General features: G+C 61.4%; 24 protein-coding genes and 1 tRNA gene. 6 read left to right on the top strand and 19 right to left on the bottom strand.

The annotated features are described in order from the left end of the window. Positions 1–6: 6 nt before the first annotated feature. The 14 genes from CKW21_RS26860 to antA all read right to left on the bottom strand — a co-directional run bounded on the left by CKW21_RS26860 (position 7) and on the right by antA (position 12,899). Positions 7–792, bottom strand: coding sequence for an SDR family oxidoreductase (locus CKW21_RS26860; RefSeq protein WP_095196884.1), 786 nt, complete (start codon positions 790–792; stop codon positions 7–9). Beyond that, positions 789–1,382, bottom strand: a complete 594-nt coding sequence (locus CKW21_RS26855) for a cysteine hydrolase family protein (protein ID WP_095196883.1) — start codon at positions 1,380–1,382, stop codon at positions 789–791. Before CKW21_RS26855 ends, CKW21_RS26860 begins: the two co-directional genes overlap by 4 nt. Continuing rightward, the gene (locus tag CKW21_RS26850) at positions 1,382–1,915 is read right to left on the bottom strand and encodes an aromatic-ring-hydroxylating dioxygenase subunit beta (RefSeq protein ID WP_095196882.1); all 534 of its coding nucleotides are present in this window, start codon (positions 1,913–1,915) and stop codon (positions 1,382–1,384) included. Before CKW21_RS26850 ends, CKW21_RS26855 begins: the two co-directional genes overlap by 1 nt. After that, positions 1,905–3,236 carry an aromatic ring-hydroxylating dioxygenase subunit alpha gene (locus CKW21_RS26845; protein ID WP_095196881.1) on the bottom strand — a complete coding sequence of 444 codons (1,332 nt, stop codon included), beginning with the start codon at positions 3,234–3,236 and terminating at the stop codon, positions 1,905–1,907. Before CKW21_RS26845 ends, CKW21_RS26850 begins: the two co-directional genes overlap by 11 nt. Positions 3,237–3,253: 17 nt before the next feature. Beyond that, positions 3,254–4,198, bottom strand: a complete 945-nt coding sequence (locus tag CKW21_RS26840) for a PDR/VanB family oxidoreductase (RefSeq protein WP_095196880.1) — start codon at positions 4,196–4,198, stop codon at positions 3,254–3,256. 250 nt (positions 4,199–4,448) lie between these two features. Then, entirely contained in the window at positions 4,449–5,258 is an 810-nt protein-coding gene (locus CKW21_RS26835) for an alpha/beta hydrolase (RefSeq protein ID WP_095196879.1), read from the bottom strand. A 6-nt stretch (positions 5,259–5,264) separates the two neighbouring features. After that, complete coding sequence (locus CKW21_RS26830) at positions 5,265–5,951, bottom strand: ABC transporter ATP-binding protein (RefSeq protein WP_095196878.1); 687 nt, start codon at positions 5,949–5,951, stop codon at positions 5,265–5,267. Beyond that, positions 5,944–6,693, bottom strand: coding sequence for an ABC transporter ATP-binding protein (locus CKW21_RS26825; RefSeq protein ID WP_095196877.1), 750 nt, complete (start codon positions 6,691–6,693; stop codon positions 5,944–5,946). The genes CKW21_RS26830 and CKW21_RS26825 overlap by 8 nt, the downstream gene beginning before the upstream one ends. Further along, the gene (locus tag CKW21_RS26820; RefSeq protein WP_095196876.1) at positions 6,690–7,706 is read right to left on the bottom strand and encodes a branched-chain amino acid ABC transporter permease; all 1,017 of its coding nucleotides are present in this window, start codon (positions 7,704–7,706) and stop codon (positions 6,690–6,692) included. The genes CKW21_RS26825 and CKW21_RS26820 overlap by 4 nt, the downstream gene beginning before the upstream one ends. 10 nt (positions 7,707–7,716) lie before the next feature. Then, positions 7,717–8,628 carry a branched-chain amino acid ABC transporter permease gene (locus CKW21_RS26815; RefSeq protein ID WP_095196875.1) on the bottom strand — a complete coding sequence of 304 codons (912 nt, stop codon included), beginning with the start codon at positions 8,626–8,628 and terminating at the stop codon, positions 7,717–7,719. 66 nt (positions 8,629–8,694) lie between these two features. Then, positions 8,695–9,855, bottom strand: coding sequence for an ABC transporter substrate-binding protein (locus CKW21_RS26810; RefSeq protein WP_095196874.1), 1,161 nt, complete (start codon positions 9,853–9,855; stop codon positions 8,695–8,697). A gap of 104 nt (positions 9,856–9,959) precedes the next feature. Beyond that, the gene (gene antC / locus CKW21_RS26805) at positions 9,960–10,982 is read right to left on the bottom strand and encodes an anthranilate 1,2-dioxygenase electron transfer component AntC (RefSeq protein WP_095196873.1); all 1,023 of its coding nucleotides are present in this window, start codon (positions 10,980–10,982) and stop codon (positions 9,960–9,962) included. A 19-nt stretch (positions 10,983–11,001) separates the two neighbouring features. Beyond that, entirely contained in the window at positions 11,002–11,493 is a 492-nt protein-coding gene (gene antB / locus CKW21_RS26800; RefSeq protein ID WP_095196872.1) for an anthranilate 1,2-dioxygenase small subunit, read from the bottom strand. Between the two features lie 2 nt (positions 11,494–11,495). Continuing rightward, entirely contained in the window at positions 11,496–12,899 is a 1,404-nt protein-coding gene (gene antA / locus CKW21_RS26795; RefSeq protein ID WP_095196871.1) for an anthranilate 1,2-dioxygenase large subunit, read from the bottom strand. A 361-nt stretch (positions 12,900–13,260) separates the two neighbouring features. Between antA and CKW21_RS26790 the strand changes: the two genes are divergently transcribed. The 3 genes from CKW21_RS26790 (at position 13,261) to CKW21_RS26780 (ending at position 16,778) form a co-directional block, all read left to right on the top strand. Then, the gene (locus CKW21_RS26790; protein WP_095196870.1) at positions 13,261–14,511 is read left to right on the top strand and encodes an OprD family porin; all 1,251 of its coding nucleotides are present in this window, start codon (positions 13,261–13,263) and stop codon (positions 14,509–14,511) included. Between the two features lie 259 nt (positions 14,512–14,770). After that, positions 14,771–15,784, top strand: a complete 1,014-nt coding sequence (locus tag CKW21_RS26785; protein WP_095196869.1) for an AraC family transcriptional regulator — start codon at positions 14,771–14,773, stop codon at positions 15,782–15,784. Position 15,785: 1 nt separating this feature from the next. Beyond that, entirely contained in the window at positions 15,786–16,778 is a 993-nt protein-coding gene (locus tag CKW21_RS26780) for an AraC family transcriptional regulator (RefSeq protein WP_095196868.1), read from the top strand. Positions 16,779–16,863: 85 nt separating this feature from the next. Here the strand turns inward: CKW21_RS26780 and CKW21_RS26775 are convergent. Further along, positions 16,864–16,939 (bottom strand) — tRNA-Asn (locus tag CKW21_RS26775). A gap of 230 nt (positions 16,940–17,169) precedes the next feature. Between CKW21_RS26775 and CKW21_RS26770 the strand changes: the two genes are divergently transcribed. After that, positions 17,170–17,400: a hypothetical protein gene (locus CKW21_RS26770; protein WP_095196867.1), complete on the top strand. Its 231-nt coding sequence runs from the start codon at positions 17,170–17,172 to the stop codon at positions 17,398–17,400. Here the strand turns inward: CKW21_RS26770 and CKW21_RS26765 are convergent. Both CKW21_RS26765 and CKW21_RS26760 read right to left on the bottom strand, forming a co-directional pair. Continuing rightward, the gene (locus tag CKW21_RS26765) at positions 17,397–17,606 is read right to left on the bottom strand and encodes a hypothetical protein (RefSeq protein ID WP_095196866.1); all 210 of its coding nucleotides are present in this window, start codon (positions 17,604–17,606) and stop codon (positions 17,397–17,399) included. The genes CKW21_RS26770 and CKW21_RS26765 overlap by 4 nt on opposite strands. A 237-nt stretch (positions 17,607–17,843) precedes the next feature. Further along, entirely contained in the window at positions 17,844–19,040 is a 1,197-nt protein-coding gene (locus CKW21_RS26760; protein ID WP_095196865.1) for an amino acid aminotransferase, read from the bottom strand. 351 nt (positions 19,041–19,391) lie between these two features. Here CKW21_RS26760 and uvrB point away from each other — a divergent pair, with 351 nt between their 5' ends. Continuing rightward, positions 19,392–21,407, top strand: a complete 2,016-nt coding sequence (gene uvrB / locus CKW21_RS26750; protein WP_095196863.1) for an excinuclease ABC subunit UvrB — start codon at positions 19,392–19,394, stop codon at positions 21,405–21,407. A 105-nt stretch (positions 21,408–21,512) separates the two neighbouring features. Here the strand turns inward: uvrB and CKW21_RS26745 are convergent, their stop codons facing one another. Together CKW21_RS26745 and CKW21_RS26740 are read right to left on the bottom strand one after the other, a co-directional pair. Continuing rightward, the gene (locus CKW21_RS26745; RefSeq protein WP_170948754.1) at positions 21,513–23,003 is read right to left on the bottom strand and encodes an MDR family MFS transporter; all 1,491 of its coding nucleotides are present in this window, start codon (positions 23,001–23,003) and stop codon (positions 21,513–21,515) included. 49 nt (positions 23,004–23,052) lie between these two features. Beyond that, entirely contained in the window at positions 23,053–24,141 is a 1,089-nt protein-coding gene (locus tag CKW21_RS26740; protein ID WP_095196861.1) for an HlyD family secretion protein, read from the bottom strand. A gap of 229 nt (positions 24,142–24,370) precedes the next feature. Between CKW21_RS26740 and gltX the strand changes: the two genes are divergently transcribed. After that, positions 24,371–25,852 carry a glutamate--tRNA ligase gene (gltX, locus tag CKW21_RS26735; RefSeq protein WP_095196860.1) on the top strand — a complete coding sequence of 494 codons (1,482 nt, stop codon included), beginning with the start codon at positions 24,371–24,373 and terminating at the stop codon, positions 25,850–25,852. Positions 25,853–25,994 lie beyond the last annotated feature (142 nt).

Raw genomic sequence — 25,994 nt, 5'->3', positions numbered from 1 at the left:
CAGGGTTTATTGGCTGTCACGGTGTTGTTGGAACCACACGCGCGGAGACACGCCACGGTCGGGCCCGAGAATCGAAAAGCCGCCATCCACCGGCACATCGACACCGGTCATCCAGCTGGCCCCGGCGCTGCACAGAAAGGCCACCACGCTACCGATCTCATGGCCCCGGCCGATGCGCCCCAGCGGATGAAAGGGCGCGCCGACCCGATCGGCCAGCTGCGGATCGTTGTCGCTGAACTCGGCGACGCTGGGCGACCAGGTCCAGGCCGGGGATACGCTCAGTACCCGGATTTGCTGCGGGGCCAGGGTCATGGCCAGGTTTTTCGTCAGTTGCAGAATGCCGGCCTTGGACGCGGGGTAGAGTGCGCGCCCGGCTGCGCCGAATTTGCCGCCAGTACTGCCGATGTTGATCACCACGCCGCCGGGCAGGTGCACGGCGGCCTTCTGGGTGAAGATCGCCGCCGACACCAGATTGACGTTCAGGGTTTTGAGCCACTGCGCGCGGTCCGAGGCCAGGCCCTGATCGGCGTACAGGCAGGCGTTGTTGACCAGGATGTCGAGCCTGCCGAAGCGGGCCAGCGTGGCGGCGATGCAGGCATCGATGTCTTCGTCGCGCTCCACGTCGCAGACACAAAACCCGCAATCCAATGCGCGCGCCAAGGCCTGCCCACTGTCGGCGTTGCGCCCCACCAGCATCACACGGGCCCCTTCGGCCAACAGCTGCCGAGCGATGTCCAGGCCCAGCCCCTGGGTGCTGCCGGTCACAATCGCCACTTTGCCTTCGAGCATCATGCCAAGTCCTCCAGTGCTTCGTTGACGTGACTGATACGGGCGATCAGCGCCATGCTCGCCAGCGAGGCGGCATGCGCGCCGCTGTCCGCGCTGGCGCAGGCATCGGCCGCCACCGTCACCTCGAAACCGCAATCCACCGCATGGCGCACCGTACTTTCCACCACCGAGTGGGTCGCTACGCCAGCGATCAACAGGTGCGAAGGATTGAACTGGCGCACCAGGGTTTCCAGCGGTGAGCCATAAAAGGCATTGATCCGGTTATGGGTGACGACGAACTCGCGGCGGCTGTCCAGCGGTGCCAGGGCGCTGAGGAACTCCGCGCCCCAACTGCCTTCCTGTGCCGCGCCGATGGAGGCGACGCTGCGCAGAATCGGCGCGTTCTGGATCAGGTCGGCGTAGTCCGCCCGGAATGCCACGCGCACGTGGACGATCGGCCAGCCCTTGGCGCGCGCCCCGGCGAGCAGTCGGCCGGCAGCGTCGAGCAGCCCGGCACGCACGCTGTCATCGGTCCCCAGCCCGACCCGAATCTTGCCTTCGGGGTGCAACACGTCGTTCTGATAGTGCAGGGCGATCACCACCGGCGCGTTCATCACACGAATACCTCAAGGTTGGCGAACACATCGTTGCAGTTGATGAGGTCCACGCGCTTGAGCTGGATCTGCCAGCCACCGCTTTGCCGAGGGGCCAATTTATAGGTGTAGCGGCCGGCGAGCTGGCGTTGTTCCAGGCGCCACTCGCTGTACTGGAAGCTGGCGCTGACCACCAGCAGGCCCTGGGCATCGAGACCCTCGACCATCACATTGCCGACCAGGTGGGCGGTTTGGGTCTGCGGTTGCTGCGACCAGTTGCGGGCGTTTTCCACCCGGCGGATCCGCACCTCGCGCAGCATGCGGTTTTCCCAGAACAGCGAGATATGGTCGAACGGGTTGGCTTGCTCGTGCTTGTGTGGCACCCAGTACATGCCGGTGTCGGTGAACAGCTTGTCCCATTCCCAGAAACGTCGCTCATCCAGCAGGCGCGCCTCCTGATACAGAAACTGTTCGATCTGGCGCAGGGTCTCGACGGGAACCTGGGCGGGGGTCAACCGGCGGGTGTCGACGTCGATTCGGCGGTCAAGCAGCATGGGTGCTCTCCTTGGCAATCAGGGTGGCGGTCATGAACTGTTTCCAGGCGGCGAACTGGTTGCGCATCGGCAATTCGCTGGTGCCGTTTGTGGACACCGCGCCGTCTTCCAGCGGCTTATCGGTACCGACATAGCGATGCATGCTGATCCACTCTCCACCGCGGGTCATGTTGCCTTCCTGGCAGCGGGCATAGACTTCGACGTCATCGGGCATCACGTTGGAGGAGGGCGAGTTGATGACGTTGGCGTAGGTCAGTGCGCGGTCGAACACCGCATCCGGAGCGCCTTTGCAGCGGAAGGTCTGGATCTCGACCATGGTCTGGTCCACGGCGATCGGACGGATCACCCGGAATTGCATGAACACTGTGTGCGGCGAGCCACTGCCGTAGATCACCGTGTTGTGGCGGTTCATGCCCAGGATCTCCTTGGCGCGCTGCTCGCCGTAGGCCTGGCTCAGGCATTCGAAGTGGGCGCGGGAGACCTCGTCGCGCTCGGCGGCGCTCGGGTCGAAGATCGCCTCCATGTAGCCGTGGCCGTTGTGGTAGGCGCGCAGTTCGAGCTTTTCCCAGAAGTCGTAGGGCTCGCCATTGCCGTCCATGATCAACAGCTCGAAGGGCATTTCGCCGATGGCCTGGGCTTCGTCACGCGCAGCGTCGACCGACGATTCGTGGGTCACGCGGGCGTGCATGGTGTCGTGCAGGTTCTCGTAGAAGACTTTCCAGTTCGAGCGCTGCTGAACGCGGAAGATGCCGCCAGCTACTTCGACTTCACCGACCGGCGAACGGTCGCAGAGGTTGTCGATGGAGGTGATGACGCCGCCCAGGAATGCTTTGAGGTCCGGTCCGAACGCCGCCTGGCTGGCGAACACGAAGCCGCGATAAGCCTCGACGCGGGCGACGCTGACCATGGAGAAATCCGGGTGCTTGGGATCGTAGCAGGTGCCTTCGAAACCGCTCTTGAGCGGTGCCGACAGATGCTGGCCGTCGAGTTTGAAGGTCCAGGCGTGGTACGGGCAGCGGAAGAATTTGCCGACACTGCCGTCACCGTCGGCCACCAGTTTGGCGCCTTTGTGCGGGCAGCGGTTGTACAGCACGCTGACCTGCTGGTTGGCGCCGCGCACCATGATCACGTCCTGATCGCCGATGCGCGTGGTGTGGTAGTCGCCGGGGTGCTTGACCTGGCTTTCATGGCCGACGTAGATCCAGGCGTTGCCGTAGATGCGCTCCATCTCCAGCTTGAACAGGGTCGGGTCGGTGTAGACGCTCTTGTGTACGCTGTCCTCGCGGATCAAGGCAGCGATTTGCTCGTTGGTCGGTATCACGGGAAGTCCTCGGCTTGTCACAGATCGAGCACCAGCAGCGCGCTGCTGGCACGGGAGACACAGGTGCAGAAACTGCCGCTGGCGCGGTCGCGCTCCGACAGGCAGATGTCGCGGTGATCGGGCTGACCGTCGATGACCTGGGCGACGCATACGCCGCAGTCACCTCGTCGGCAATCGAACATCGGGTCCAGGCCGGCCTGGAGCATGGCGTCCAGCACGCTTTGCCCGGCCGCCACTTGCAGGTTCACGCCGGTTTCGCGCAGCAGTACTTCAAAGCCTTGATCGCTGGCCATTTCCAGGGCGCCGCTGAACAGTTCGTAATGCAGGTGATCCTCGGCCCAACCCTGTTCGCGAGCGCAGGCCAACACACTGTTGAGCATGGCGCTCGGACCGCAGATGTAGAGGTGCAGGCCGGGCCTTGGCGCGGCCAGGATCGTGGCGGCGGGGAAGCGCTTTTGCGGGTCGCCGCCGCTGATCCAGCAATGGTTGTCCTGGCAGGCGCGGGCCTCTGGCAGATAGGCCATCTGTGCTTCATCGCGACCGGCGTAGTGCAGGGTGAAGGGCCTGCCCGCCGCTTGCAGCGACCGGGCCATGCCCAGCATGGGCGTGATGCCGATGCCGCCGGCGATCAGCAGCGCATGCTCGGTGTTTTCACACAGTGGGAAGTGGTTGCGGGGCGCATTGGCCAGCAGTTCGTCGCCGACCTTGAGCGAGTGCACCCAACGCGATCCGCCGGTACTGGCCTCTTCGAGCTGGACGGCGATTTCGTAGTGTTCACCGTCGGGCAGGTTGACCAGCGAATAGGCCCTGCGTTGCGCGCGGCTGCCAGGCACATGCAGCTCCAGATGTGCCCCGGCGGTGAAGCCCGGCAGTGGCTGGGCGGCGCTGGACACCAGCAGTACGCGGCGGATTCTGGGAGTCAGGGGGTCGATCTGTTGGACCCTGAGCGAGAGGCTGGACATACGCAATTCCTGTCTGAATTCGTAGTCACTGTATGAAGCCTGAGAGGGTCAAAAAAGCCGCAAACGGCAAACCTGTATCCACATCTGGCGAGAGTGATTGACGGGCGCGATGGGCGTCTTCGATAACGCGGCCTGCCTGAATGACTGCGGCGTCCGGGCGTTTTTTCGCGAGCAGGCTCGCTCCCACAAAGGGCTGCGCAATGCCTGTAGGAGCGAGCTCGCTCGCGATGGACGTTAACGGTAACGCGTGTTATCCGGTTGAATGTGTCACCTTCAGAAGTGCCAACAAAGCACGCAACTGTTCGCCATCCGCCCTGGCCAGATCGTCCAGCACCGCAAAGTGATGACAGCCTGCAAGCTCGACAAGGCTCACGGCCTGCCCGGCCTCGCGACAGGCACTGGCGTAGTCGCGCGAGTGGCGGATCAACTCTGGCAACTCATCCCCACCCACGGTCACCAGCAGCGGTGCACCGGCGCCGATCAGCCTTTGCGGGCTATAGCGCTGGATGTCCTCTTCGCTCAGTCGCAGCTTGTCGTTCAGCCAGCAGCGGCTGATGGGTTCGAGCTCCATCAGGCCGCTGATCGGCATGGCCAGGCTCACCAGCGGATGCCGGCGATGCAGTGCACTCAGATGGCCACCGGCCGAGTGCCCGCACAGCACCACCTGTTGACCGATGTTCAAGACTTCGCGCTGCGCCAGCAGGTGGTCCAGCGCCTTGCCGATCTGGTCGACGATGGTGGCCATGCTCGCCTCGGGCGCCAGGGTGTATTCCAGCAAACCGATATTGAAGCCGGACTCGATCAGGCCCTCGGCGATGAAGGCGTAGTCGTCCTTGTCCGAGGCCTGCCAGTAACCGCCATGAATGAACAGCAGCGTCGGCGCCCCGGCATCCGCCTGGGCGTACCAGTCGAAACGCTCGCGCATGGCATTGCCATAGGTCACGTCGCGCTGCCAGGCGTGGCGTGCATAAGTCTCGGCGCTGCGCTGGCGAAACCGCTGCATGATCTGTGGAAAATTGCCGACGGCTGCGACGTTGTTGTAAGCCTGATTGAGGTCCATGGCGGCTCACACTCCCAGGTAGCGTTGCGACAGTTCGGGTTGCGCCGCCAGCTCCACCGGCGTGCCATCCCAGACCTGGCGTCCTTTCTCGATGATGTGATGACGGTCGACCACCCGCGCCATTTCCTTGAGGTTCTTGTCGATCACCAGAATCGTCTCACCCTCGGCCTTGAGGGTGGCCAGGCAACTCCAGATCTGCTCGCGAATGATCGGTGCCAGCCCTTCGGTGGCTTCGTCGAGAATCAGCAGGCTGGGGTTGGTCAGCAGCGCGCGGCCGACCACCAGCATCTGTTGCTCGCCGCCCGAGAGGGTGCGTGACAGCTGGTCCTGGCGCTCCAGCAGGCGCGGGAACAGTTCATAGACCCGCGCCAGGTCCCACTTGCCCCGCGTGGCGGTGGCCAGCAGGTTTTCCCGCACGCTCAAGGTGCCGAAGGCGCGGCGCCCCTCCGGCACCAACCCCAGGCCGGCCTTGGCGATGCGATAGGGCGCGGCACCGCGCATTTCCGTCCCGTTGATGCGAATGCTGCCGGCACTGGGCTTGAGCAGCCCCATGATCGATTTGACCGTGGTGGTCTTGCCCATGCCGTTACGGCCGATCAACGACACCACCTGGCCCTGCTCGATGCTCAGGTGCATGTCGAACAACACCTGGCTCAAGCCGTAGCCCGCTTTCAAGCCTTGAACGTCAAGCATGTTCTTCTCCCAGGTAAGCGGCCCGCACTTGCGGGTCGTTGCGCACTTGTTCGACGCTGCCGGTCAGCACCGTCTGGCCGTACACCAGCACCGTGATGCGGTCGGCGAGGGCGAATACCGCGTCCATGTCATGTTCCACCAGCAGGATCGCGTAGCGGCCTTTGAGGCTGTGCAGCAATTCGGTCATGCGCGCGGATTCATCGGCCCCCATCCCGGCCATCGGCTCATCGAGCAGCAGCACTGAAGCTTCCTGAGCCAGTGCCAGGGCAATCTCCAGCTGTCGCCGTTCGCCGTGGGACAGTTCGTGGACCGGGTCTTGTGCGCGAAGGCCCAGGCCCACCTGCTGCAAGTAGCCCAGCGCCGGCTCCAGCAGGCGAGTGTCGCGGGACAGCGGGCGCCACATGCCGAACGCCTTGCCTTCGCGGGCGGCGATGGCCAGGGCGACGTTCTCCAGCAGGCTGAACTCGGTGTACAGCTGGCTGACCTGGAACGCACGCGCCAGGCCCAGGCGTGGCCGCTGCCAGGCCGGCACGCGGGTGATGTCCTGGCCATTGAGGTGGATCTGGCCCTGGTCGGGGAAAATCTCGCCGGCGATCTGGGCGATCAAGGTGGACTTGCCGGCGCCGTTGGGGCCGATGATGGCGTGCAGTTCGCCCTTGGCCAGTTCAAGGCTGGCGCCGTTGGTGGCTTTCACCGCACCGAAAGCCTTGTGCAAATCACGAATCGACAGTTGTGCGCTCATGGGCGTACCTCCACGGCTGCGTTGGGTTTGACGGCAACCACCTTCGGTTTGCGCTGCAGCAGGCTCAGCAGCAATCCGTAGACGCCTTTCTTGCCGAACAGCACCACCAGCAACAGCAATGGCCCGAAAATCAGCATCCAGTGCTCGGTCCACTGGCTCAGCACCTGTTCAAGGCCCAGATAGGTGGCCGCGCCCAGCAGCGGGCCGAGCAGGGTGCCTACGCCGCCGAGAATCACCATCGCCATCAGTTCGCCGGACTTGTGCCAGGCGCCCATGTCAGGGCTGACGAACAGCGCGTAGTTGGCCCACAGAATGCCCGCCAGGCCACCGCCGGTGCCGGCGATCACAAACGCCGTCAGGCGATAGCGCAAGGGTTTGAGGCCCAGGCTGACGCTGCGCCGCTCGCTCTGCTTGAGCCCGCGCAACACAAAACCGAAACGCGAATTGACCAGCCGCCGGCACAGCAGCAACCAGCCGGCCAGCAAGGCCACGCACAGGTAGTAGAAGTGGTTGGCATCACTCAGATCCAGGGCGCCCAAGGTGTTGCGTTCGCTCAGCAGAATGCCGTCGTCGCCGCCGTACAGCGACAGCGAGCCGAGCACGAAGTAGAGCATCTGGCCGAACGCCAGGGTGATCATGATGAACTGCACACCGCTGGTGCGCAGCGACAGATAACCCACCAGCAGCGAGAATAGCGCGCACACCAGCAGGGCCAGGGGCCACACCACCAGCGCGCTGTTGCTGCCGTCCCAGCCCCACAGCGGCATGCCTTGCGAGGTGTGAAAGGCGATGATGCCAACGATGTAACCACCCAGGCCGAAGAATGCGGCATGGCCGAAGCTGACCATGGCGCCATAGCCGATCAGCAGGTCCAGGCTAATGGCCGCCATGCCATAGATGGCCAGGCGGGTGAAGAAGCTGACCAGGTAAGGTTCGTGCAACCAGTGGGCCAGCAGCGGCATGCAGGCGAAGGTCGCCAGGCACGCGAGGTCGATGATAAGGCGTGGTGACATGGCGTTCTCCTCAGGCACGGGCCGGCAGCAGGCCGCGCGGACGCACCAGCAGCACCAGGGCCATGACGATGTAGGCGCTGGCGGAAATCAGCCCGGCGCTAATGGTGCCGCTGGTTTCGCTGGGCAGCAGTTGGTCCAGCAGTGGCGGAATGTAGGCACGCCCCAGGCTGTCGACCATACCGATCAGCAGGGCTCCCACCAGCGCCCCGCGCACTGAGCCGACACCGCCAACGACGATGACCACGAAGGTGGTGATCAGGATTTTCTCGCCCATGCCGATTTCCACCGACAGCAGCGGTGCGGCCATGAAACCGGCCAGGCCGCACAGCACGCAGCCGAATACGAACACCAGGGTGTACAGCCGGGCGATGTTGACGCCCAGCGCACCGACCATTTCATGGTCGTCGGCACCGGCGCGAATCAGCATGCCCAGTCGCGTGTGGTTGATCAGCAACCACATGCCGACCGCCACGATCAGCCCGGCGGCGATGAACAGCAGCCGGCTGACCGGGTACATCAGCCCCGGCAGCACTTCAACGAAGCTTGAATACCAATCGGGCGTGGGCATTGCCGGCGGGCTGCGGCCGAAAATCAGGGTCAGCAGTTCGTTGCTGAAAAACACCACGGCCAGGGTCGCCAGCACCTGATCCAGGTGATCGCGATTGTAGAGTCGACGCATGATCGAGGTTTCGATCAACGCGCCGTAGCAGGCCGAACCGATCAGCGCGGCCAGGCCGCCGAGCCAGAACGAGCCGGTGGCCATGGCGGTGTAGGCGGCACAGAAAGCGCCGACCATGTAAAAGGCCCCATGGGCCAGGTTGATCACGCCCATGATGCCGAAAATCAGGGTCAGGCCCGAGGCCAGCAGAAACAGCAAGGCGCTGTATTGCAGGCCGTTGAGAATCTGTTCGAGCAATAGCATTGCTGCGTTCCTCATGAAAACGCCCCGCAGTGGTGCTGCAGGGCGAGGACGGGGTTCAGGTGCCGATCAGATCGTGCATTGAGCGGCGTAACTGTCGACGTGGCGGGTCGCCAGGGTTTTGATCGGCACTTCGACCAGCTTGCCGTCAGCGCCGGCCTGCACTTGCAGCAGGTACCAGTCGATCACCGGGTGTTGGTTCTGGGCGAAGCTGAAGTCACCGCGAATGGAATCGAACTTGACGTTCTTCATGGCCGCGCGGAAGGCCGCCTGGTCTTGCAGATTGCCCTGGGAGGTTTTCAGGGCGGCGCCGATCAAGCGTGCCGTGTCGTAGGTCTGGGCGGCATACACCGTCGGGGCGCGCTTGTACTTCTCGGTGAAGGCCTTGACGAAGGCCTGGTTGGCCGGGTTGTCCGATTGCGGGTTCCACAGGGTGACGATGTTGGTGCCCTTGGCCACGTCGCCGGTAGCGGCGAGCATGCGCTCATCCATGGAGAACACCGGCACCACCATCGGAATTCGCGCCGACAGGCCCGAGCCGCCGTATTGCTTGGCGAAGTTGATGCCGCCGCCACCGGGGTGAAACTGGAAGATCGCATCCGGCGCCAGCGAGCGCACGCGCGCCAGTTCCACCGAAAAGTCGAGCTGGTTGAGCTTGGTGTAGATCTCGGTCACTTCACCCTTGAAGGTGCGCTTGAAACCGGCCAGTGCGTCACGGCCGCCCTGGTAGTTGGGCGCCAGGATCACCATCTTCTTGTAGCCCAGCTCATTGGCGGCGACACCGGCCATCTCGTGCGGGGTGTCGTTCTGGTAGGAGCCGACGAAGTAGTTGGCCATGCACTTTTCACCGGCCAGGGTCGAGGGCGCGGTGTTGTTGCTGACGTAGAAACCGTTCTTGGTCGCGGTGTTGATCACGGCCGCCAGCACGTTGGAAAAAATCACCCCGGTGTACAGCGATATGCCGTCCAGGCTCATGCGGTCGGCGATCTGCTTGGCCTTGGCCGGTTGTAGGCCATCATCTTCCACGATGAGTTGCACCGGCACGCCGCCGAGCTTGCCGCCTTCCTGATCGATCGCCAGCTGGAAGCCGTCGCGCGAGTCTTCGCCCAGGTAGCCGGCGGGGGTGGAGAGGGTGGTGATGAAGCCGATTCGGACAGGCTCCACGGCCTGGGCAGCAGTCGCTGCGCAGAGGGAGGTTGCCAGACATGCACGCAATACCAGGTTTTTCATGAGGCGGCCTATGAAGTAGGTCGTGCCAACGCACGGTGGATATCGATGAGGGCAGTGATTCAGTGTTCGGTCGGGCCGATTGATTGTTGTTATGGGGCGCTGTGTCAGCTGTTGCTCTCGGTGAACTTCTCCAGGTAAAGGCGGCTTTGATCCAGGCCGTGCTGCTGGCGCCAGTCCTTGATCGACTCGACCATCGGCGGCGGGCCGCACAGGTACAGATCGAACGGCTGGTCACGCAGCTCGGCCAACTCCAGGTGTTCGGCGATATAGCCGGTCTTGCCCGGCCAGTCGGGGTTGGGGTTGCTGACCACGGGCGTGAAACGGAACCCCGGGATTCGTGCGGCATAGGCCTCGATGCGCGAGACCTCGCACAGGTCCGCGGCCTCGCGCACGCCGTAGTACAGGTGCACCGGGTGACCGCAGCCGTGCTGCTCGGCGATCTGCTCGAGCATGCCCAGGAACGCCGACAGCCCGGTACCGCCGGCCACCATCATCAGCGGGCGGTCGATATGGCGCAAGTAGAACGCACCCAGCGGCGCTTCCATGTGGATCACATCGCCGACCTGGCAACGATCGCGCACGTAGTCGGTCATCACGCCGCTGGGCAGCAGGCGAATGAGAAACTGCAGGTGGCTGTTGCCTGGCGCGCAGGCAAAGGAATACGAGCGGCGGTGCTCGGTGCCCGGTACTTGCAGGCGCGCGTACTGACCCGGCAGGTAGTCCAGCGCCGCGCCTGCGGCACCGACTTCCACGTGCACGATGGCGGTGGTCGGGGAGACCTGTCGCACCTCGCTCACGGTGCCTTGCAGACTGCTCGGGCCGCTGCTGCCGCAGAGGCTGGAGTCGAAGTCGAAGTAGAACGCGGCATCCGACTGCACGCGGGTCTGGCAAGTCAACACTTTGCGTTCGGCCAGGTCGCTGGCGGACAGGGCTTCATCGTCCACGTAGTCCTGGGTGTACTGCCCGGATTCACAGCGGCCCTGGCAGGTCGCGCAAACCCCTTCGCGGCAGTCCAACGGAATCTTGATCCCGCTGCGCAGGGCCGCGTCGAGCAGGATTTCATTGTTCTGCACGTTGCAGAAGAGTGTTTTGCCGTCGGCGAAACTGAAGGCGACCTTGTACGTCATGAGCGTTAATCCGCGAGGTTCAGAGATGGTAGAAATCGAGCACGGAGTTGATCGTGTCGTTGAGCAGCACCACGTGTTTGCGGGCGATCTTCCAGCTCTCGCCATCGGGGCGCAGCCGGTAGGTGGCGCGGCCGAAGAATTGCTCGGCGGTCTGCATGCGGTAGTACAGGGTGTTCCAGTTGACGCGCACCTCCAGCTCATCGTCCTGCAGCGGCGCGATGCGCACGTTGCTGATCAGGTGCAGGGTGCGCGGCATCGGAATGGTCGATGCCGCCTTGCCGGTGCGAATGCGGAACACCCGGTCTTCCAGGCCACCCCGGTTGGGGTAATAGATCAGCGACATGCCTTTTTTCGGGTCGGTGGTGTAGACGTGCTCCGAATCCCATTGCGGCAGGTGGAATTCGCTGTCGTCGCTGAACATGGCCAGGTAGGTGTCCCAGTCCTGGGCATCGCAGGCCTCGGCGTTGCGGTAAAGAAATTGCTCGACGCGGTATTGCAGTTGCGAATTCATGTTCACACCTCACGCAGTTTCAACGGTTGTTGTTCGGCCGCCTTGCGCGCCAGGCCTTCGAGCAAAAAGCGCTGCCAGTTGGCGTGCTGGTTGACGTACAGGCCTTCATGGGTGAACTCGGTGCCGGTCAGCGCCGGGGCGATGCCAATGGTTTCGCTGTTGCGGGTGGGGCCTTGGACCCACTTGCCTTCGCCGCGGGAAATGTCACTCCAGCGTTCCAGGCGGGCCTGGAAACCACGTTGGGCTTCACGGAACTCCACCAGGTCGTCGGGGGTGCCCATGCCGGACACGTTGAAGAAGTCTTCGAACTGGCGAATGCGGTTTTCCCGATCGGCATCCGACTCGCCCACCACGCCCAGGCAGAAGCTGTTGATCTCGGTCTTGTTCCAGGCCAGCGGGCGGATGATCCGCAGTTGCGAGCTGATCTGGTCGAGGAAAAACATGCTCGGGTAGACGTTCAGGTTGCGCAGGCGGTGCATCATCCACTCGGCCTTACCCTGACCATGCTCCTTGACCAGGCGCGGCATGATGCTGGCGTAGCCCGGGCGCACGGCCGGGTTGGGCATATCGCTGAACAGCACGCTGTGGCCGTTGTGGAAAGCGAACCAGCCGTCGTCGGTTTCCTTGTCGCCGGCGCCCAGCTTGCTGTAGTCCAGGGTGTCGCTGGCGCTCAGGCCTTTTTCGGCGTTGACCTGCTGGCGGTGCTGCACGGTGGCCACGTAGTTGTAGTGGACGGTGCTGACGTGATAACCGTCCAGGCCGTTCTCGTTCTGCAGTTTCCAGTTGCCGTCGTAGGTGTAGGCGGACTTGCCCGGCAGCACTTCGAGCTGACCGGTCGGTGACTGCGCCACCATCATGTCGAAGAACACCTTGGCGTCTCCGAGGAAGTCTTCCAGGGTGTCGGTGCCTTGCACGTCGAGGCTGACGAACACAAAGCCGTTGTAGCTTTCGATACGGGCCTTTTTCAGGCCGCGGGTGGCCTTGTCGAAGCCTTCGGGGTATTCCCCCGGCGCCTTGACCTTCACCAGACGGCCGTCGCTTTTGTAGCACCAGGCGTGGAAGGGGCAGGTGAAGGTCGACTGGTTGCCCTTGCCGACGCGGGTGAGGGTGGTGCCACGGTGCTGGCAGGCGTTGATCAGGGCATTGAGACGGCCTTCCCCGTCGCGGGTGATGATCAGCGGCTGGCGCCCGGCACGCATCGTCATGAAGTCGTGGTTATTGGCGATCTCGCTTTCGTGGCAGGCGTAGATCCAGTTCTTCTCGAAAATCAGTTCCATTTCCAGGTCGAACAGTTCCGGGTCGGTAAACATATCGCGGGCAATGCGATAAACACCGTCTTGCGGACGGAAGTCCAGGCAACTTTCTATATAACTTTTCCACTGTTCGACACTTCGTGCAGTTGTCATATCCCAGTCCTCGGCCAATGGGCTAATTCATGGCTTCATTTAATGACGTGGTGGCTGGCAGGGTCTATCCGCTTATTAGTGGAAACCCATCCGGAAAATAAGCCTCGATCCGCGGTTGTCAGTCATGCACTCCCGTAAATACAGGCCTTCGCTGCATTCGGCGGCTGAGCAAATGGCTATTTGTCGTTCAGTAACGGGATAGCCGTTGATGAACTTGTTACGGCTTAATTTCAATCGAAGCACCACCAGAGTGTCTCGCTGCAGGTCACTGGAAACTGCCATTGCACATGGCCTTGGGTTTTGTACCAGAAGTGCATTTTATTCATGCGTTGCTATATAAGCGGCAGGGGGAAGAAATAATATGTTGCATAAAACGTGGTTGGTCCGAGGGGTTCAAACAGTGGGCTTGTTGACGCCATTGTTGGCACAGGCGGATGTGGTCAATGACAGCAAGCTGACGCTGGGTACGCGCAACTTTTACATCGATAGGGATTACAAGGAAAACAACCCGCCCCAGTCGCGGGTGGGCAGTTGGACCCAGGGTTTTGACCTGCGTTTCGCCTCCGGCTATACCGAAGGCCCGGTGCAGTTCGGCCTCGATGCAGAGGCGCAATATGCCTATCGACTGGACGGCGGTGGAGGGCGCGGCGATGACACCATCATCCCTTACAGCCAGAGCCGACAGGAGCAGGCCGATGAATACGGCCGCGGCGGTGTGACGTTGAAAATGCGTTATTCGAAAACCGAGTTGAAGGTCGGTGAGCTGCGGCCGTTTCTGCCGGTGGTGATCATTGACGATTCGCGCCAACTGGTGACGACCTATCGCGGTGCCTTGCTCGAATCCAAGGAAGTCGACCGCCTGACATTGACCGCCGGGCGGCTGATGCAGATCGGGGCGCGTAACTCCTCCAACTACGAAAAACTGTATTTGCAGACCGGTTCCGGCGTGCGGCACGGCAGTGACGGCCTCAACCTCGCCGGTGCCAGCTATGCCTTGAGCCCATCGCTGACCGGGACCTATTTCTACGCACAACTGGAAGATATCTACCAGCAGCACTACCTGGGTATCACCCATCTGGCCGACCTGGGCGACGGTTATGCACTGAAGACCGACCTGCGTTACTTCAACAACAGCGAAGACGGCGACGCCCTCTACGGCGACATCGACAACCGCTCCTACGGCGCCATGACCTCGCTGAAAAAGGGCGGGCACCGCTTTGGCGTGGGATACCAGCGCATGCTCGGTGACAGCAACTTTCCGACCCTGGGCGGTTATGTCCCGCAGCCGTTTCTGGTGAACTGGTCGCGGTTGGGGTTCATCAAGCCCAACGAAAAATCCTGGCAGGTTCGTTATGACTACGACTTTGCCGCCATGGGATTGCCAGGCCTGAACTTCATGACCCGTTACTTCAAGGGGACGTCGGTGGATCGTGGCGACAACCTCAGCCAGGCGGCGGAACAGCAGCGCGACCTGGTGCTGTCCTATGTCGTGCAAAGCGGGCCGCTCAAAGGCGTGGGAGTGGAGGCGGGCAATGTCGTCGCCAAATTCAGCCACGGCAATGACTGGGTGGAGAACCGCCTGATCACCACTTACACCTGGAAATTTTGGTAACGTCCTGCCCTCAAATCGAACGCGGTTGTGCGCTGAAGTGACGCCTTGGGTAGCGCATTACCCAAGGCGCTGACCATGACCGGCACCGTTGCTGTGCGCATCAGCGCCGCACAGCACGTTCGATATCCAGATAGTTTCCGATTACTAGCCAAAAAATGCGGATATCGCCTGTTCGCACCGGCTGGGCATAGCCCTTGCAAACGTAATGAGAATACGCGCCGAAGAGCGTGTCGATGTCCATTGCCGTGGGTGTACTGAAATGACCGAACCAAATGTTGCCCAGTTTCGAGATATCCGCATCGATCGCTACGACCTGGCCGGTGCCCGTGCCTGGATGGCCGGCATTTGCGGGCCGCACGAACTGCAGACCCGCCAGCCGAACCGGATTCAGTTTCACCACAAGGCCAATGTGTTCAAATCCATGTCCACGACCCTGGGCCGGATGGAATACGGCACCGACGTGACCATCGGCGTCGAGGATGCCGAGCACCTCAATTGCTACAGCCTCAGCCTGCCGATTCGCGGCGAGCAGGAACTGCTCAAGGACGGTCGCCGGTTGTACTCCAACCAGGACCAGGGCCTGATCGTGACGCCCCATGAAACCCAGGCGCTGACCATGGCCGGTGACTGTCACAAGATCTCCGTGGTGATCACCCGCATGGCCATGCGCCAGACCCTCGAAGGCATGCTGCAACGCCCGCTGGAAATGCCGCTGAAGTTCGAACCGGTGATGGACGCGGTCAACGGCGCCTCTGCCTCCTGGTGGCGGCTGGCCCGTTACTACATCGATGAGTTGGAGCGCGGCCAGGATCTGTTCAATCAGGTGTTCTTCACCCGCGATATCGAAAGCGCGCTGATCAAGGGCCTGATCCTTTCCCAGCCCAACAACTACAGCGCCGAACTGCGTGAGCAACTGGCCGTCAAGTTGCCGTACTACCTGGTGCGCGCCAAGGACTTCATCGAAAGCAACGCCCGCGAAGACATGCACCTGGAAGACATCGAGGCGGCGGCAGGAGTGTCCCGCTTCAAACTGTTCGAAGGCTTTCGCAAGCACTTTGGCGTCTCGCCCATGGCTTACCTGAAAAAGTATCGCCTCGGCGCGGTACGCCAGGAAATCCTCGAGGACGCCTCGGTGCGCAACATCTCCGTGATCGCGATGTGCTGGGGGTTTTCGCATTTGGGTCGGTTCGCCAGTGAATACCGCAAGCTGTTCAACGAAACGCCCAGTGCCACCCTGCAGCGCAGCGAAGCCCGTCGCAACCGGTCGCTTTGAGATGACGACCTTACAGGCGGCCACCGCCAACAGCGTGGGCCTGAACTTGTCGCTGATGTGCCGCGAACCGGTCTTCACCAGCCGCTCGGCGCAAGAAACCCAGCGCCTGATGGGGCAAGCGCTGGTGGAGCATGAATTGGATTGGCCACGGGGCGGCGTCGATACGGCGTTCTATCGCGGCCAGGTCGCCAGCTGCGAGCTTTACGCGTTGCGTTATGGCGGCCAGGTCGAAATCCGGCCGCAGCCTTTCGAAGATTTCGTGCTGGTACAGATGCCACTGCGCGGCAGCGCCACCCTTGAGTCCGACGGCATGGGCTATGCCGTCAGCCCCGGAGAAGTGGCGATTCTGTCCCCGCGTGAACAAGCTCGAGTGGTATGGGAGGAGGGCTGTGAGCAACTGATCCTGAAACTGCCACGAACCTTGCTCGACGCCGGCCAGAGCGCCCTGGGCGATGACTTGCCATCGGGCTTCACGCTGGCGCCGGTCAGCCGTCTGCAACGGCCGCTGGCCATGCGCTGGTTTCGTCTGGTCAGCGAGTTGCTGGAGCATTTACCGGACGGCGAGGCAAGCGCGGCGCCTTCGCGCTGGTTGCAGCATCTGGAGCAAAGCTTGCCGCTGTTTCTGCTCAGCCATTGTGGCGTTGCGCAACAAGAGTCGCCTTTGCGCCAACCTACCCGGCAACTGCAAAAGATCGACGCCTGTATGCGCGAGCATCTGGCCCAGGGCATCACCCTGGCCGAGCTGGCGGTTGCCGCCGGGGTGAGCATTCGCAGCTTGAACACGTTATGCCAGCGCGAATACGGCCAAAGCCCGATGGACCGTCTGCGCGGTTTACGGCTTGAAGCCGCCCGGGAGTACTTGCTGGCGCGGCCGCACTCCAGCGTGACTGAGGTGGCGTTGGAATTCGGATTTGGGCACGTGGGGCGGTTTGCCAATTACTATCGGCAGCGGTTTGGAGAGTTGCCCCGGCAGACGGTGAAGTCTCAGGCATGAGCAGGAAACGCCAAAACGAAAAAAACCCGCCATAAGGCGGGTTTTTGTTGGTTGGAGATTTTGAAAGCCTTCTCCGAACCTAGTCTGGCTCCACGACCTGGACTCGAACCAGGGACCCAGTGATTAACAGTCACTTGCTCTACCAACTGAGCTATCGCGGAATGGCGCCTATGTTACTGATTCAAAAAGAGAAGTCAAGCATCGGATAGCAAGTTGACGGATTCAATGGGACGGACGGTGGTTTATCGATGATTGTCGGTTACCAGAATCGCTTCAGAGGTCTACCATGACCGCCCGGAAGTGGTTACACGCGCTGCCGGCCATTCGCCGAAAAGGTACGCGCCATGACTCGCTTGACCACAACAACGCCTCTAATCGATGAGGTGTTCGCATGAGCATCGCTCAGATCAGCCTGCCCAAAGGTGTCGGCCCGCACGCTGAGAAGCTGTTCGACGCCATCACTCAGGCTGGCACCGCTGAAGAATTGAACCGCGCGGGTGGCAAGGCCGAAGGCTTTGTCCTGGGCCTGGAAAGCACCAAGGCGATCAAGAGTCAGGTTGCTGAATCGCTCTATGTCGCGTTTGACGATGCTGCCAGCCAGCGCGCGAGCGAACTGGCCTAACCGCCAAAGGTAATCGTGCCCATCATCAGCTTGGCGTAAAGCGCCGTGGCGCCCAATTGCACCAGCCACAGGGCCAGGCCGCCGAGAAACACGCCGGCAGCGACTTGCATCACCAGGTTGTTGCCGCGTTTGGCCGGGGTACGGGGGATGAAGTCATCCAGGTCGTCGCGGTCATCGCGCTCAGCGCGTAGGTCATCGATTTTCATTTTGGTACTCTTCAGAATTCAGGGTGTACACAAATCCAATGTGGGAGCGAGCCTGCTCGCGAAGGCAATAGTCAATTCAACGCATCATCGACTGGACTGACGCCTTCGCGAGCAGGCTCGCTCCCACAGTTGATCTGCGTAGAGTTTAGAGGGCTTGGTGGGTGGATTGAGAATTTTCTGGGGCCTATAAAAAACGGGAAGCCATTGGGCTTCCCGTTTTACGCATCACGGCGCGGTTCAGATCACCTGAACGATCGCATCCGTCACGACCTTGATGTTGCTCTGGTTCAACGCCGCCACGCAGATACGACCGGTGTCCAGGGCATAGATACCGAACTCGTTGCGCAGGCGGTGAACCTGTTCAACGCTCAGGCCGGAGTAGGAGAACATGCCGCGCTGGCGACCGACGAAGCTGAAATCGCGCTGCGGTGCGTTTTTCGCCAGCAGGTCGACCATCTGGGTGCGCATGCCACGAATCCGCAGGCGCATTTCGGCCAGTTCGGCTTCCCACTGGGCGCGCAGTTCCGGGCTGTTCAGTACGGCAGCGACGATGCTTGCACCGTGGGTCGGCGGGTTGGAGTAGTTGGTGCGGATTACGCGTTTGACTTGCGACAGCACGCGCGCGCTTTCTTCTTTTGATTCGCTGACGATCGACAGGGCGCCAACGCGCTCGCCGTACAGCGAGAAGGATTTGGAGAACGAGCTGGAAACGAAGAAGGTCAGGCCCGACTCGGCGAACAGGCGCACGGCAGCGGCGTCTTCGTCGATGCCGTCGCCAAAGCCCTGGTAGGCCATGTCGAGGAACGGCACATGACCTTTGGCCTTCACGGCTTGCAGAACGTTTTTCCAGTCCGCCGGGCTCAGGTCGACACCGGTCGGGTTGTGGCAGCAGGCGTGCAGCACAACGATCGAGCCGTCAGGCAGGGCGTTCAGGTCTTCCAACAGGCCGGCGCGGTTCACATCGTGGGTCGCGGCGTCGTAGTAACGGTAGTTCTGTACCGGGAAACCAGCGGTTTCGAACAGTGCGCGGTGGTTTTCCCAGCTCGGGTCACTGATCGCCACGACAGCGTTCGGCAGCAATTGCTTGAGGAAGTCGGCACCGATCTTCAGTGCACCGGTACCGCCAACGGCTTGGGTGGTGATGACACGGCCAGCAGCGATCAGCGGCGAATCATTGCCAAACAGCAGTTTTTGCACGGCCTGGTCGTAGGCAGCAATGCCGTCGATCGGCAGGTAGCCACGGGAGGCGTGTTGAGCGACGCGAATCGTCTCGGCTTCGACAACGGCGCGCAGGAGTGGAATTCGCCCCTCCTCGTTGCAGTAAACACCGACCCCCAGGTTGACTTTGTCAGTACGGGTATCGGCGTTGAATGCTTCGTTGAGGCCCAGGATTGGATCGCGTGGTGCCATTTCGACAGCGGAGAACAGGCTCATTTTTGCGGCGGCTCTGAATGGAGAGTGGAGGGACGTGTCGCGCTCCAGCCGAATGCACTAGAGCGGTGCACAAACGGGGAGCTAGTATAGAGGCCATCTGCGATTGATGGCGACAGACGATTCGGCTTTTGCGGTAAGTTTTTCCTATTATTTTTCGACCGTTAGTCGATTGGCTGCGTCAAAGGCTTCGTGGGATGTAGGACGTTTGCCTTGAAAGCGCGGGCAATCGGCACCACATTGAGCACAATCCAGTTTTTTCCTCGGGCGACGTTCGTCGTTTGCGGCCTTTCTCGTTCCTGCCGGTTTGACCGCGCAGGCGCGATTCCTTGCTCCGAGAACCGAGAGGTATGCATGTCTGAATTCCAGCTAGTCACCCGCTTCGAGCCTGCCGGCGATCAGCCGGAAGCCATCCGCCTGATGGTCGAGGGCATCGAAGCCGGGCTGGCGCACCAGACGCTGCTCGGTGTGACCGGCTCGGGCAAGACCTTCAGCATCGCCAACGTGATTGCGCAGGTGCAGCGTCCAACCCTGGTGCTGGCACCGAACAAGACCCTGGCGGCGCAGTTGTACGGCGAGTTCAAGGCGTTCTTTCCGAACAACGCCGTGGAGTATTTCGTTTCCTACTACGACTACTACCAGCCCGAAGCCTACGTCCCGTCTTCCGACACCTTCATCGAGAAAGACGCCTCGATCAACGATCACATCGAGCAGATGCGCCTGTCCGCGACCAAGGCATTGCTGGAGCGCAAGGACGCGATCATCGTCACCACGGTGTCGTGTATCTACGGCCTGGGCAGCCCGGAAACCTATTTGAAGATGGTGTTGCACGTCGATCGCGGCGACAGGCTCGATCAACGCGAATTGTTGCGGCGCCTGGCCGATCTGCAATACACCCGCAATGACATGGAATTCGCCCGGGCAACTTTCCGGGTGCGCGGCGATGTGATTGATATCCACCCGGCGGAATCCGATTTTGAAGCGATCCGCATCGAGCTGTTCGATGATGAAGTGGAAAGCCTGTCGGCGTTCGATCCGCTGACCGGCGAAGTCATCCGCAAGCTGCCGCGCTTCACCTTCTACCCGAAAAGCCACTACGTGACGCCGCGGGAAACCCTGATGGGCGCCGTCGAAGGGATCAAGGTCGAGTTGCAAGAGCGTCTGGAATACCTGCGCTCCAACAACAAACTGGTGGAAGCCCAGCGTCTGGAACAGCGCACCCGTTTCGATCTGGAGATGATCCTCGAGCTGGGCTACTGCAACGGCATCGAAAACTACTCGCGCTATCTGTCCGGTCGTGAAGCCGGGGCGCCGCCACCGACCCTTTACGACTATCTGCCGGCCGATGCCTTGCTGGTGATCGATGAATCCCACGTCAGCGTGCCGCAGGTCGGTGCCATGTACAAAGGTGACCGTTCGCGTAAAGAGACCTTGGTGGAATACGGTTTCCGCCTGCCATCGGCGCTGGATAACCGGCCGATGCGTTTCGACGAATGGGAAAGCATCAGCCCGCAGACGATTTTCGTTTCGGCGACCCCGGGTAACTATGAGGCCGAACATGCCGGGCGTGTGATTGACATGGTGGTGCGCCCGACCGGACTGGTCGACCCGCAAATCGAGATTCGTCCCGCGCTGACCCAGGTCGACGACTTGCTGTCGGAAATCACCAAGCGTGTCGCCCTTGAGGAGCGGGTATTGGTCACCACGCTGACCAAACGCATGGCCGAAGATTTGACCGATTACCTGGCTGACCACGGTGTGCGCGTGCGTTACCTGCACTCGGACATCGACACCGTCGAACGGGTGGAAATCATCCGCGATCTGCGCCTGGGCACGTTCGATGTGCTGGTAGGGATCAACTTGCTGCGCGAAGGCCTGGATATGCCGGAAGTGTCGCTGGTGGCCATCCTCGATGCGGACAAGGAAGGCTTCCTGCGTTCCGAGCGCTCGCTGATCCAGACCATCGGCCGCGCGGCGCGTAACCTCAACGGTCGGGCGATTCTCTATGCCGATCGCATTACCGGCTCCATGGAACGGGCGATTGGTGAAACCGAGCGCCGGCGCGACAAGCAGATCGCCTTCAACCTGGCCAACGGCATCACGCCCAAAGGGGTGTTCAAGGACGTTGCCGACATCATGGAAGGCGCAACCGTGCCGGGTTCGCGCAGCAAGAAGCGCAAGGGCATGGCCAAGGCCGCCGAGGAAAACGCCCGGTACGAAGCCGAGTTGCGCTCGCCGGGTGAGATCGCCAAGCGCATCAAGGCCCTGGAAGAGAAGATGTACCAGCTCGCCCGTGACCTGGAGTTTGAAGCCGCGGCGCAGATGCGCGATGAGATAGCCAAGTTGCGGGAGCGGTTGATCACGGTTTGAGTTTTGCGGTGTCTGTGATGTCCTCTTCGCGAGCAGGCTCGCTCCCACAGGGATCACATTGGACCTTGTGGGAGCGAGCCTGCTCGCGAAAGGGGCACCTCGGTCTTAGTGCGCTTCCCCGGCTTTCAGTCCGGCCGGCAATGTCTTGGTCAACAACACCGCCAACATGCTGATCCCCAGCGCAATCCCGACAAAATGAAACGCATCGTTGTAGGCCATGATCGACGCCTGCTGGTGGGCGATCTCGCTGAGTTTGCCCAGCGCCGCCGTTTCACTGCCCAGTTTGTCGGTCAATGTCGCGAGGCGCTCGGCCACCTGCGGATTGCTCGGCACAATGGATTCACGCAAATAATCGAAGTAGGTCTTGGTTCGCGCATCCAGTAACGTGGCAAGCAGGGCGATGCCGATGGCGCCGCCGAGGTTGCGCAGGATGTTGAACAGGCTCGACGCCGAGCCCGCATCCTGAGGCAGGATGTAGGCGGTGGCGATCAACGAGATGGTGACCATGATCAGCGGCTGACCTAGCGCGCGGATGATCTGGATCTGGTTGAACTGCGGGCCGGCGAAGTCCGGGTTCAACACCCCCGAGGAAAAACTCGCCAGGCCGAACAGGCCGAAGCCAATCGTGCACAGCCATTTCGGCGAGACAACCTTCATCAACTTGGGCACCAGCGGAATCAGGAACAACTGCGGCACGCCCATCCACATGATCACTTCGCCGATCTGCAGGGCGTTGTAGTTCTGGATTTGCGCCAGATACAGCGGTAGCAGGTAGATCGAGCCATACAGGCCGACACCCATCCCGACACTGGAAATGCTCGACAGACCGAAGTTGCGATTGCCGAGGATGCCGAGGTTGATCAGCGGATTGGGTTTGGAAAACTGCACGATCACGAAGGTGATCAGGCTGACCAGCGCGATACTGCCCAGGGCCACGATCAGATTGGATTCGAGCCAGTCCTTGCGATGGCCTTCCTCCAGAAACACCTGCAGGCAGCCAAGGCCGACGCCGAGGGTGACAATCCCGGTGTAGTCGGTGCTTTTCAGCAGTTCCCAGTGTGCTTCTTTCTTTTCCAGACCGTACATCAGGCCGGCGATCATGAGCAGGCCGGGCGGTATGTTGATATAGAAGATGTATTCCCAGCCCCAGTTTTCGGTGAGCCAGCCACCCAGGGTCGGGCCGATGGACGGGGCGAAGGTGGCGGTCATGGCGAACATGGCCATGCCTTTGGCGCGGTGATGCTCGGGCAGTTTGATCAGGGTCAGGGTAAACGCCAGCGGAATCAGCGCGCCGCCGGTAAAGCCCTGCAAGGCGCGAAAGACGATCATGCTCTCCAGGCTCCACGCCATGGAGCACAGCAGCGAGGCGACGAGAAAGCCGAGGGACACCCACACCGCCAGGCGCCGCGCCGACAGCAGCTGCACCAGCCAGGCAGTCAGCGGGATCATGATGATTTCCGCCACCAGGTATGAGGTGGATATCCATGAACCTTCTTCCAGGGTCGCCGACAGCGCGCCCTGAATATCCTTGAGCGATGAATTGGTGATCTGGATGTCGAGCACCGCCATGAACGCGCCGAGCATCACGCTCATCACCGCAATCCAGTCCCGCCGCGTCGGTTCCCCGACCGGACGGATCAGTTGATCACCGGCCATCGCCAGCGGCGTCTTTAATGCTCAGGTTGGCAGTGACATCGTCAGGGGTGTCTTTGATATTCACCTTGACGGTGACTGACATGCCCGGGCGGATCTTGCCGTGCAACGGGTTGTCGGCGGCGAAGGTCAGTTTTACCGGAATCCGTTGTACGACTTTGGTGAAGTTGCCCGTGGCATTGTCCGGCGGCAACAGGCTGAACTGCGCGCCCGAGGCGGCGAACAGGCTATCGACCCGGGCTTCGATCGGCGTGTCGCCATAGGCATCGAAGGTCAGTTCCGCTTTTTGGCCGGGCTGCATATGGCCAATCTGGGTTTCCTTGAAGTTGGCCTGAATCCAGATGTCTTCATCCGGAACGATCGACAGCAGATAGGCGCCGGCCTGCACGTACTGGCCATTGCGCGCGGCGCGCTGACCGATCAGGCCACTGATGGGCGCGTGAATTTCGCTGCGCGTGAGGTTCAATTCGGCCTGGGCCAGATCGGCCCTGGCGTTGGCGATCTGCGCGTCGAGGCGCTTGATCTCGGCGGTCAGCGCGTTCACTTGCTGGCGCTGGCTTTGGGCATCCGCCTGCGCCTTGGTCAGTTGCGAGCGGGCAATATGGTTGTCGGCGGAGAGGGTGGTCACCCGTTCCTCCGAGACATAACCGGGCTTGCGCAGGGTCTGGGCGCGGGACAGGTCAATTTGCGAACGGCTCAGGCTGGCCTGGCTGGATGCGACTTGCGCTTCGCTGGCGGCAATCAGGCTGGCCTGCTGGGTCAGTTTGCTCTGGGCTTGCAGGCGCTCGGCCTGGCGGGTGGCGAGGGTAGCGTTGGCGCGGTCGACGGCGAGGAGGAAATCATCGCCTTCAAGCCTGATCAGTAATTGGCCTTTCTCGACGTGCTGGTTGTCTTGTACCAGCACCTGGTCGATGCGTGCGCCCAACTGGCTCGACACACGGGTGATTTCGCCCTGGACATACGCGTTGTCAGTGCTTTCATAGAACCGTCCCTTGAGGAACCAATGGGCAAAAAAGCCCCCGGCAACCAGCAGGACAATCAACAGGAAACTAAACAGGCGACGCTTGAGTTGGGCAGGCATGGGCTGACTGTAGTCGAGAAATTGCAAAGAAAGTTATCAGCAGGTGAATCTGGCATACAGCCGATAAACGGTAAATGCCATCGGCTGATATTCGGCCATTCACCGCGTCATACCGGCGTTACAGTCGCAACCATGGCTTAAATACCCTGTTCACTGGAGCCGGGCGGTCTGCGCCTGTTACCATTCGCCCCTTGTTAAATCTTTGCTTTTATTCTTTTCGAGACATGCCATGACCACCGTCCGCACTCGCATCGCGCCATCGCCTACCGGGGACCCCCACGTAGGTACCGCTTACATCGCATTGTTCAACTACTGCTTTGCCAAGCAGCACGGCGGTGAGTTCATCCTGCGGATTGAAGACACCGACCAGTTGCGTTCGACCCGCGAGTCCGAACAGCAGATTTTCGATGCCTTGCGCTGGTTGGGCATCGACTGGAGCGAAGGCCCGGACGTCGGCGGCCCGCACGGTCCGTACCGTCAAAGCGAGCGCGGCGATATTTATCAGAAGTACTGCCAGCAACTGGTCGACATGGGGCATGCCTTCCCGTGTTTCTGCACCGCTGAAGAGCTGGACCAGATGCGCGCCGAACAAATGGCCCGCGGCGAAACCCCGCGTTACGACGGCCGCGCGCTGCTGCTGTCCAAGGAAGAAATCGCGCGCCGCCTGGCCGCCGGCGAGCCGCACGTGATCCGCATGAAAGTGCCGAGCGAAGGCGTCTGCGTGGTGCCGGACATGCTGCGTGGCGATGTCGAAATCCCGTGGGATCGCATGGACATGCAAGTCCTGATGAAGACCGACGGCCTGCCGACATACTTCCTGGCCAACGTGGTCGACGACCACCTGATGGGCATCACCCACGTATTGCGTGGTGAAGAATGGCTGCCATCGGCACCGAAACTGATCCTGCTGTACGAATACTTCGGTTGGGAACAGCCGGAACTGTGCTACATGCCGCTGTTGCGTAACCCGGACAAGAGCAAGCTGTCCAAGCGCAAGAACCCGACCTCGGTGACCTTCTACGAGCGCATGGGCTTCATGCCGGAAGCCATGCTCAACTATCTGGGCCGCATGGGCTGGTCGATGCCGGACGAGCGCGAAAAGTTTTCGCTGCAGGAAATGGTCGACAACTTCGACCTCAAGCGCGTTTCCCTGGGTGGGCCGATTTTCGACATCGAGAAGCTGTCGTGGCTCAACGGCCAGTGGTTGCGCGACCTGCCGGTGGAAGAGTTCGCCGCCCGCGTGCAGAAGTGGGCATTCAATTCCGACTACATGATGAAGATCGCGCCGCACGTGCAGGGTCGGGTTGAAACCTTCAGCCAGGTCGCACCGCTGGCCGGCTTCTTCTTTGCCGGTGGGGTGAATCCGGACGCCAAGCTGTTCGAATCGAAGAAGCTCTCGGGTGATCAGGTTCGCCAGTTGATGCAGTTGATTCTGTGGAAGCTCGAAAGCCTGCGTCAGTGGGAGAAGGACAGCATCACCGCGACCATTCAGGCGGTCGTGGAGTCCCTGGAGCTGAAGCTGCGCGATGCCATGCCGCTGATGTTCGCGGCAATCACCGGCCAGGCCAGCTCGGTGTCGGTGCTCGATGCGATGGAAATCCTCGGTCCGGACCTGACCCGTTTCCGTCTGCGCCAGGCGATCGACCTGCTGGGCGGCGTGTCGAAGAAAGAAAACAAAGAGTGGGAAAAGCTCTTGGGCGCTATCGCCTGATTGCGTTTGATTCCGTAGATACCGTCTTGTCCCTCATCGGGCAAGCGCAAAATTCGGGTCAAATGGCTGGCCCGATTTAAGAACGGCGTAGACAAAATGTAGGAGCTTGCGCATTGCTGCACAGATGATCTGTTTGGGGGCC

The sequence above is a fragment of the Pseudomonas sp. Irchel 3A7 genome, assembly GCF_900187565.1.
Classification (GTDB): Bacteria; Pseudomonadota; Gammaproteobacteria; order Pseudomonadales; family Pseudomonadaceae; genus Aquipseudomonas.
Note: the sequence above shows the minus strand (reverse complement) of the source record. Positions and strands in the feature narration are given on the sequence as shown.

Bases quoted from the DNA above. Each gene is read 5' to 3' on its own strand.
- CKW21_RS26740 (WP_095196861.1), bottom strand. From the start codon at position 24,141: ATGCCTGCCCAACTCAAGCGTCGCCTGTTTAGTTTCCTGTTGATTGTC.
- CKW21_RS26825 (WP_095196877.1), bottom strand. From the start codon at position 6,693: ATGAGCGCACAACTGTCGATTCGTGATTTGCACAAGGCTTTCGGTGCG.
- CKW21_RS26780 (WP_095196868.1), top strand. From the start codon at position 15,786: ATGACGACCTTACAGGCGGCCACCGCCAACAGCGTGGGCCTGAACTTG.
- CKW21_RS26835 (WP_095196879.1), bottom strand. From the start codon at position 5,258: ATGGACCTCAATCAGGCTTACAACAACGTCGCAGCCGTCGGCAATTTT.
- CKW21_RS26830 (WP_095196878.1), bottom strand. From the start codon at position 5,951: ATGCTTGACGTTCAAGGCTTGAAAGCGGGCTACGGCTTGAGCCAGGTG.
- CKW21_RS26765 (WP_095196866.1), bottom strand. From the start codon at position 17,606: ATGAAAATCGATGACCTACGCGCTGAGCGCGATGACCGCGACGACCTG.
- CKW21_RS26790 (WP_095196870.1), top strand. From the start codon at position 13,261: ATGTTGCATAAAACGTGGTTGGTCCGAGGGGTTCAAACAGTGGGCTTG.
- antC (WP_095196873.1), bottom strand. From the start codon at position 10,982: ATGACGTACAAGGTCGCCTTCAGTTTCGCCGACGGCAAAACACTCTTC.
- CKW21_RS26815 (WP_095196875.1), bottom strand. From the start codon at position 8,628: ATGCTATTGCTCGAACAGATTCTCAACGGCCTGCAATACAGCGCCTTG.
- CKW21_RS26770 (WP_095196867.1), top strand. From the start codon at position 17,170: ATGAGCATCGCTCAGATCAGCCTGCCCAAAGGTGTCGGCCCGCACGCT.
- antB (WP_095196872.1), bottom strand. From the start codon at position 11,493: ATGAATTCGCAACTGCAATACCGCGTCGAGCAATTTCTTTACCGCAAC.
- CKW21_RS26760 (WP_095196865.1), bottom strand. From the start codon at position 19,040: ATGAGCCTGTTCTCCGCTGTCGAAATGGCACCACGCGATCCAATCCTG.
- gltX (WP_095196860.1), top strand. From the start codon at position 24,371: ATGACCACCGTCCGCACTCGCATCGCGCCATCGCCTACCGGGGACCCC.
- CKW21_RS26860 (WP_095196884.1), bottom strand. From the start codon at position 792: ATGATGCTCGAAGGCAAAGTGGCGATTGTGACCGGCAGCACCCAGGGG.
- uvrB (WP_095196863.1), top strand. From the start codon at position 19,392: ATGTCTGAATTCCAGCTAGTCACCCGCTTCGAGCCTGCCGGCGATCAG.
- CKW21_RS26810 (WP_095196874.1), bottom strand. From the start codon at position 9,855: ATGAAAAACCTGGTATTGCGTGCATGTCTGGCAACCTCCCTCTGCGCA.
- antA (WP_095196871.1), bottom strand. From the start codon at position 12,899: ATGACAACTGCACGAAGTGTCGAACAGTGGAAAAGTTATATAGAAAGT.
- CKW21_RS26855 (WP_095196883.1), bottom strand. From the start codon at position 1,382: ATGAACGCGCCGGTGGTGATCGCCCTGCACTATCAGAACGACGTGTTG.
- CKW21_RS26820 (WP_095196876.1), bottom strand. From the start codon at position 7,706: ATGTCACCACGCCTTATCATCGACCTCGCGTGCCTGGCGACCTTCGCC.
- CKW21_RS26850 (WP_095196882.1), bottom strand. From the start codon at position 1,915: ATGCTGCTTGACCGCCGAATCGACGTCGACACCCGCCGGTTGACCCCC.
- CKW21_RS26785 (WP_095196869.1), top strand. From the start codon at position 14,771: ATGACCGAACCAAATGTTGCCCAGTTTCGAGATATCCGCATCGATCGC.
- CKW21_RS26840 (WP_095196880.1), bottom strand. From the start codon at position 4,198: ATGTCCAGCCTCTCGCTCAGGGTCCAACAGATCGACCCCCTGACTCCC.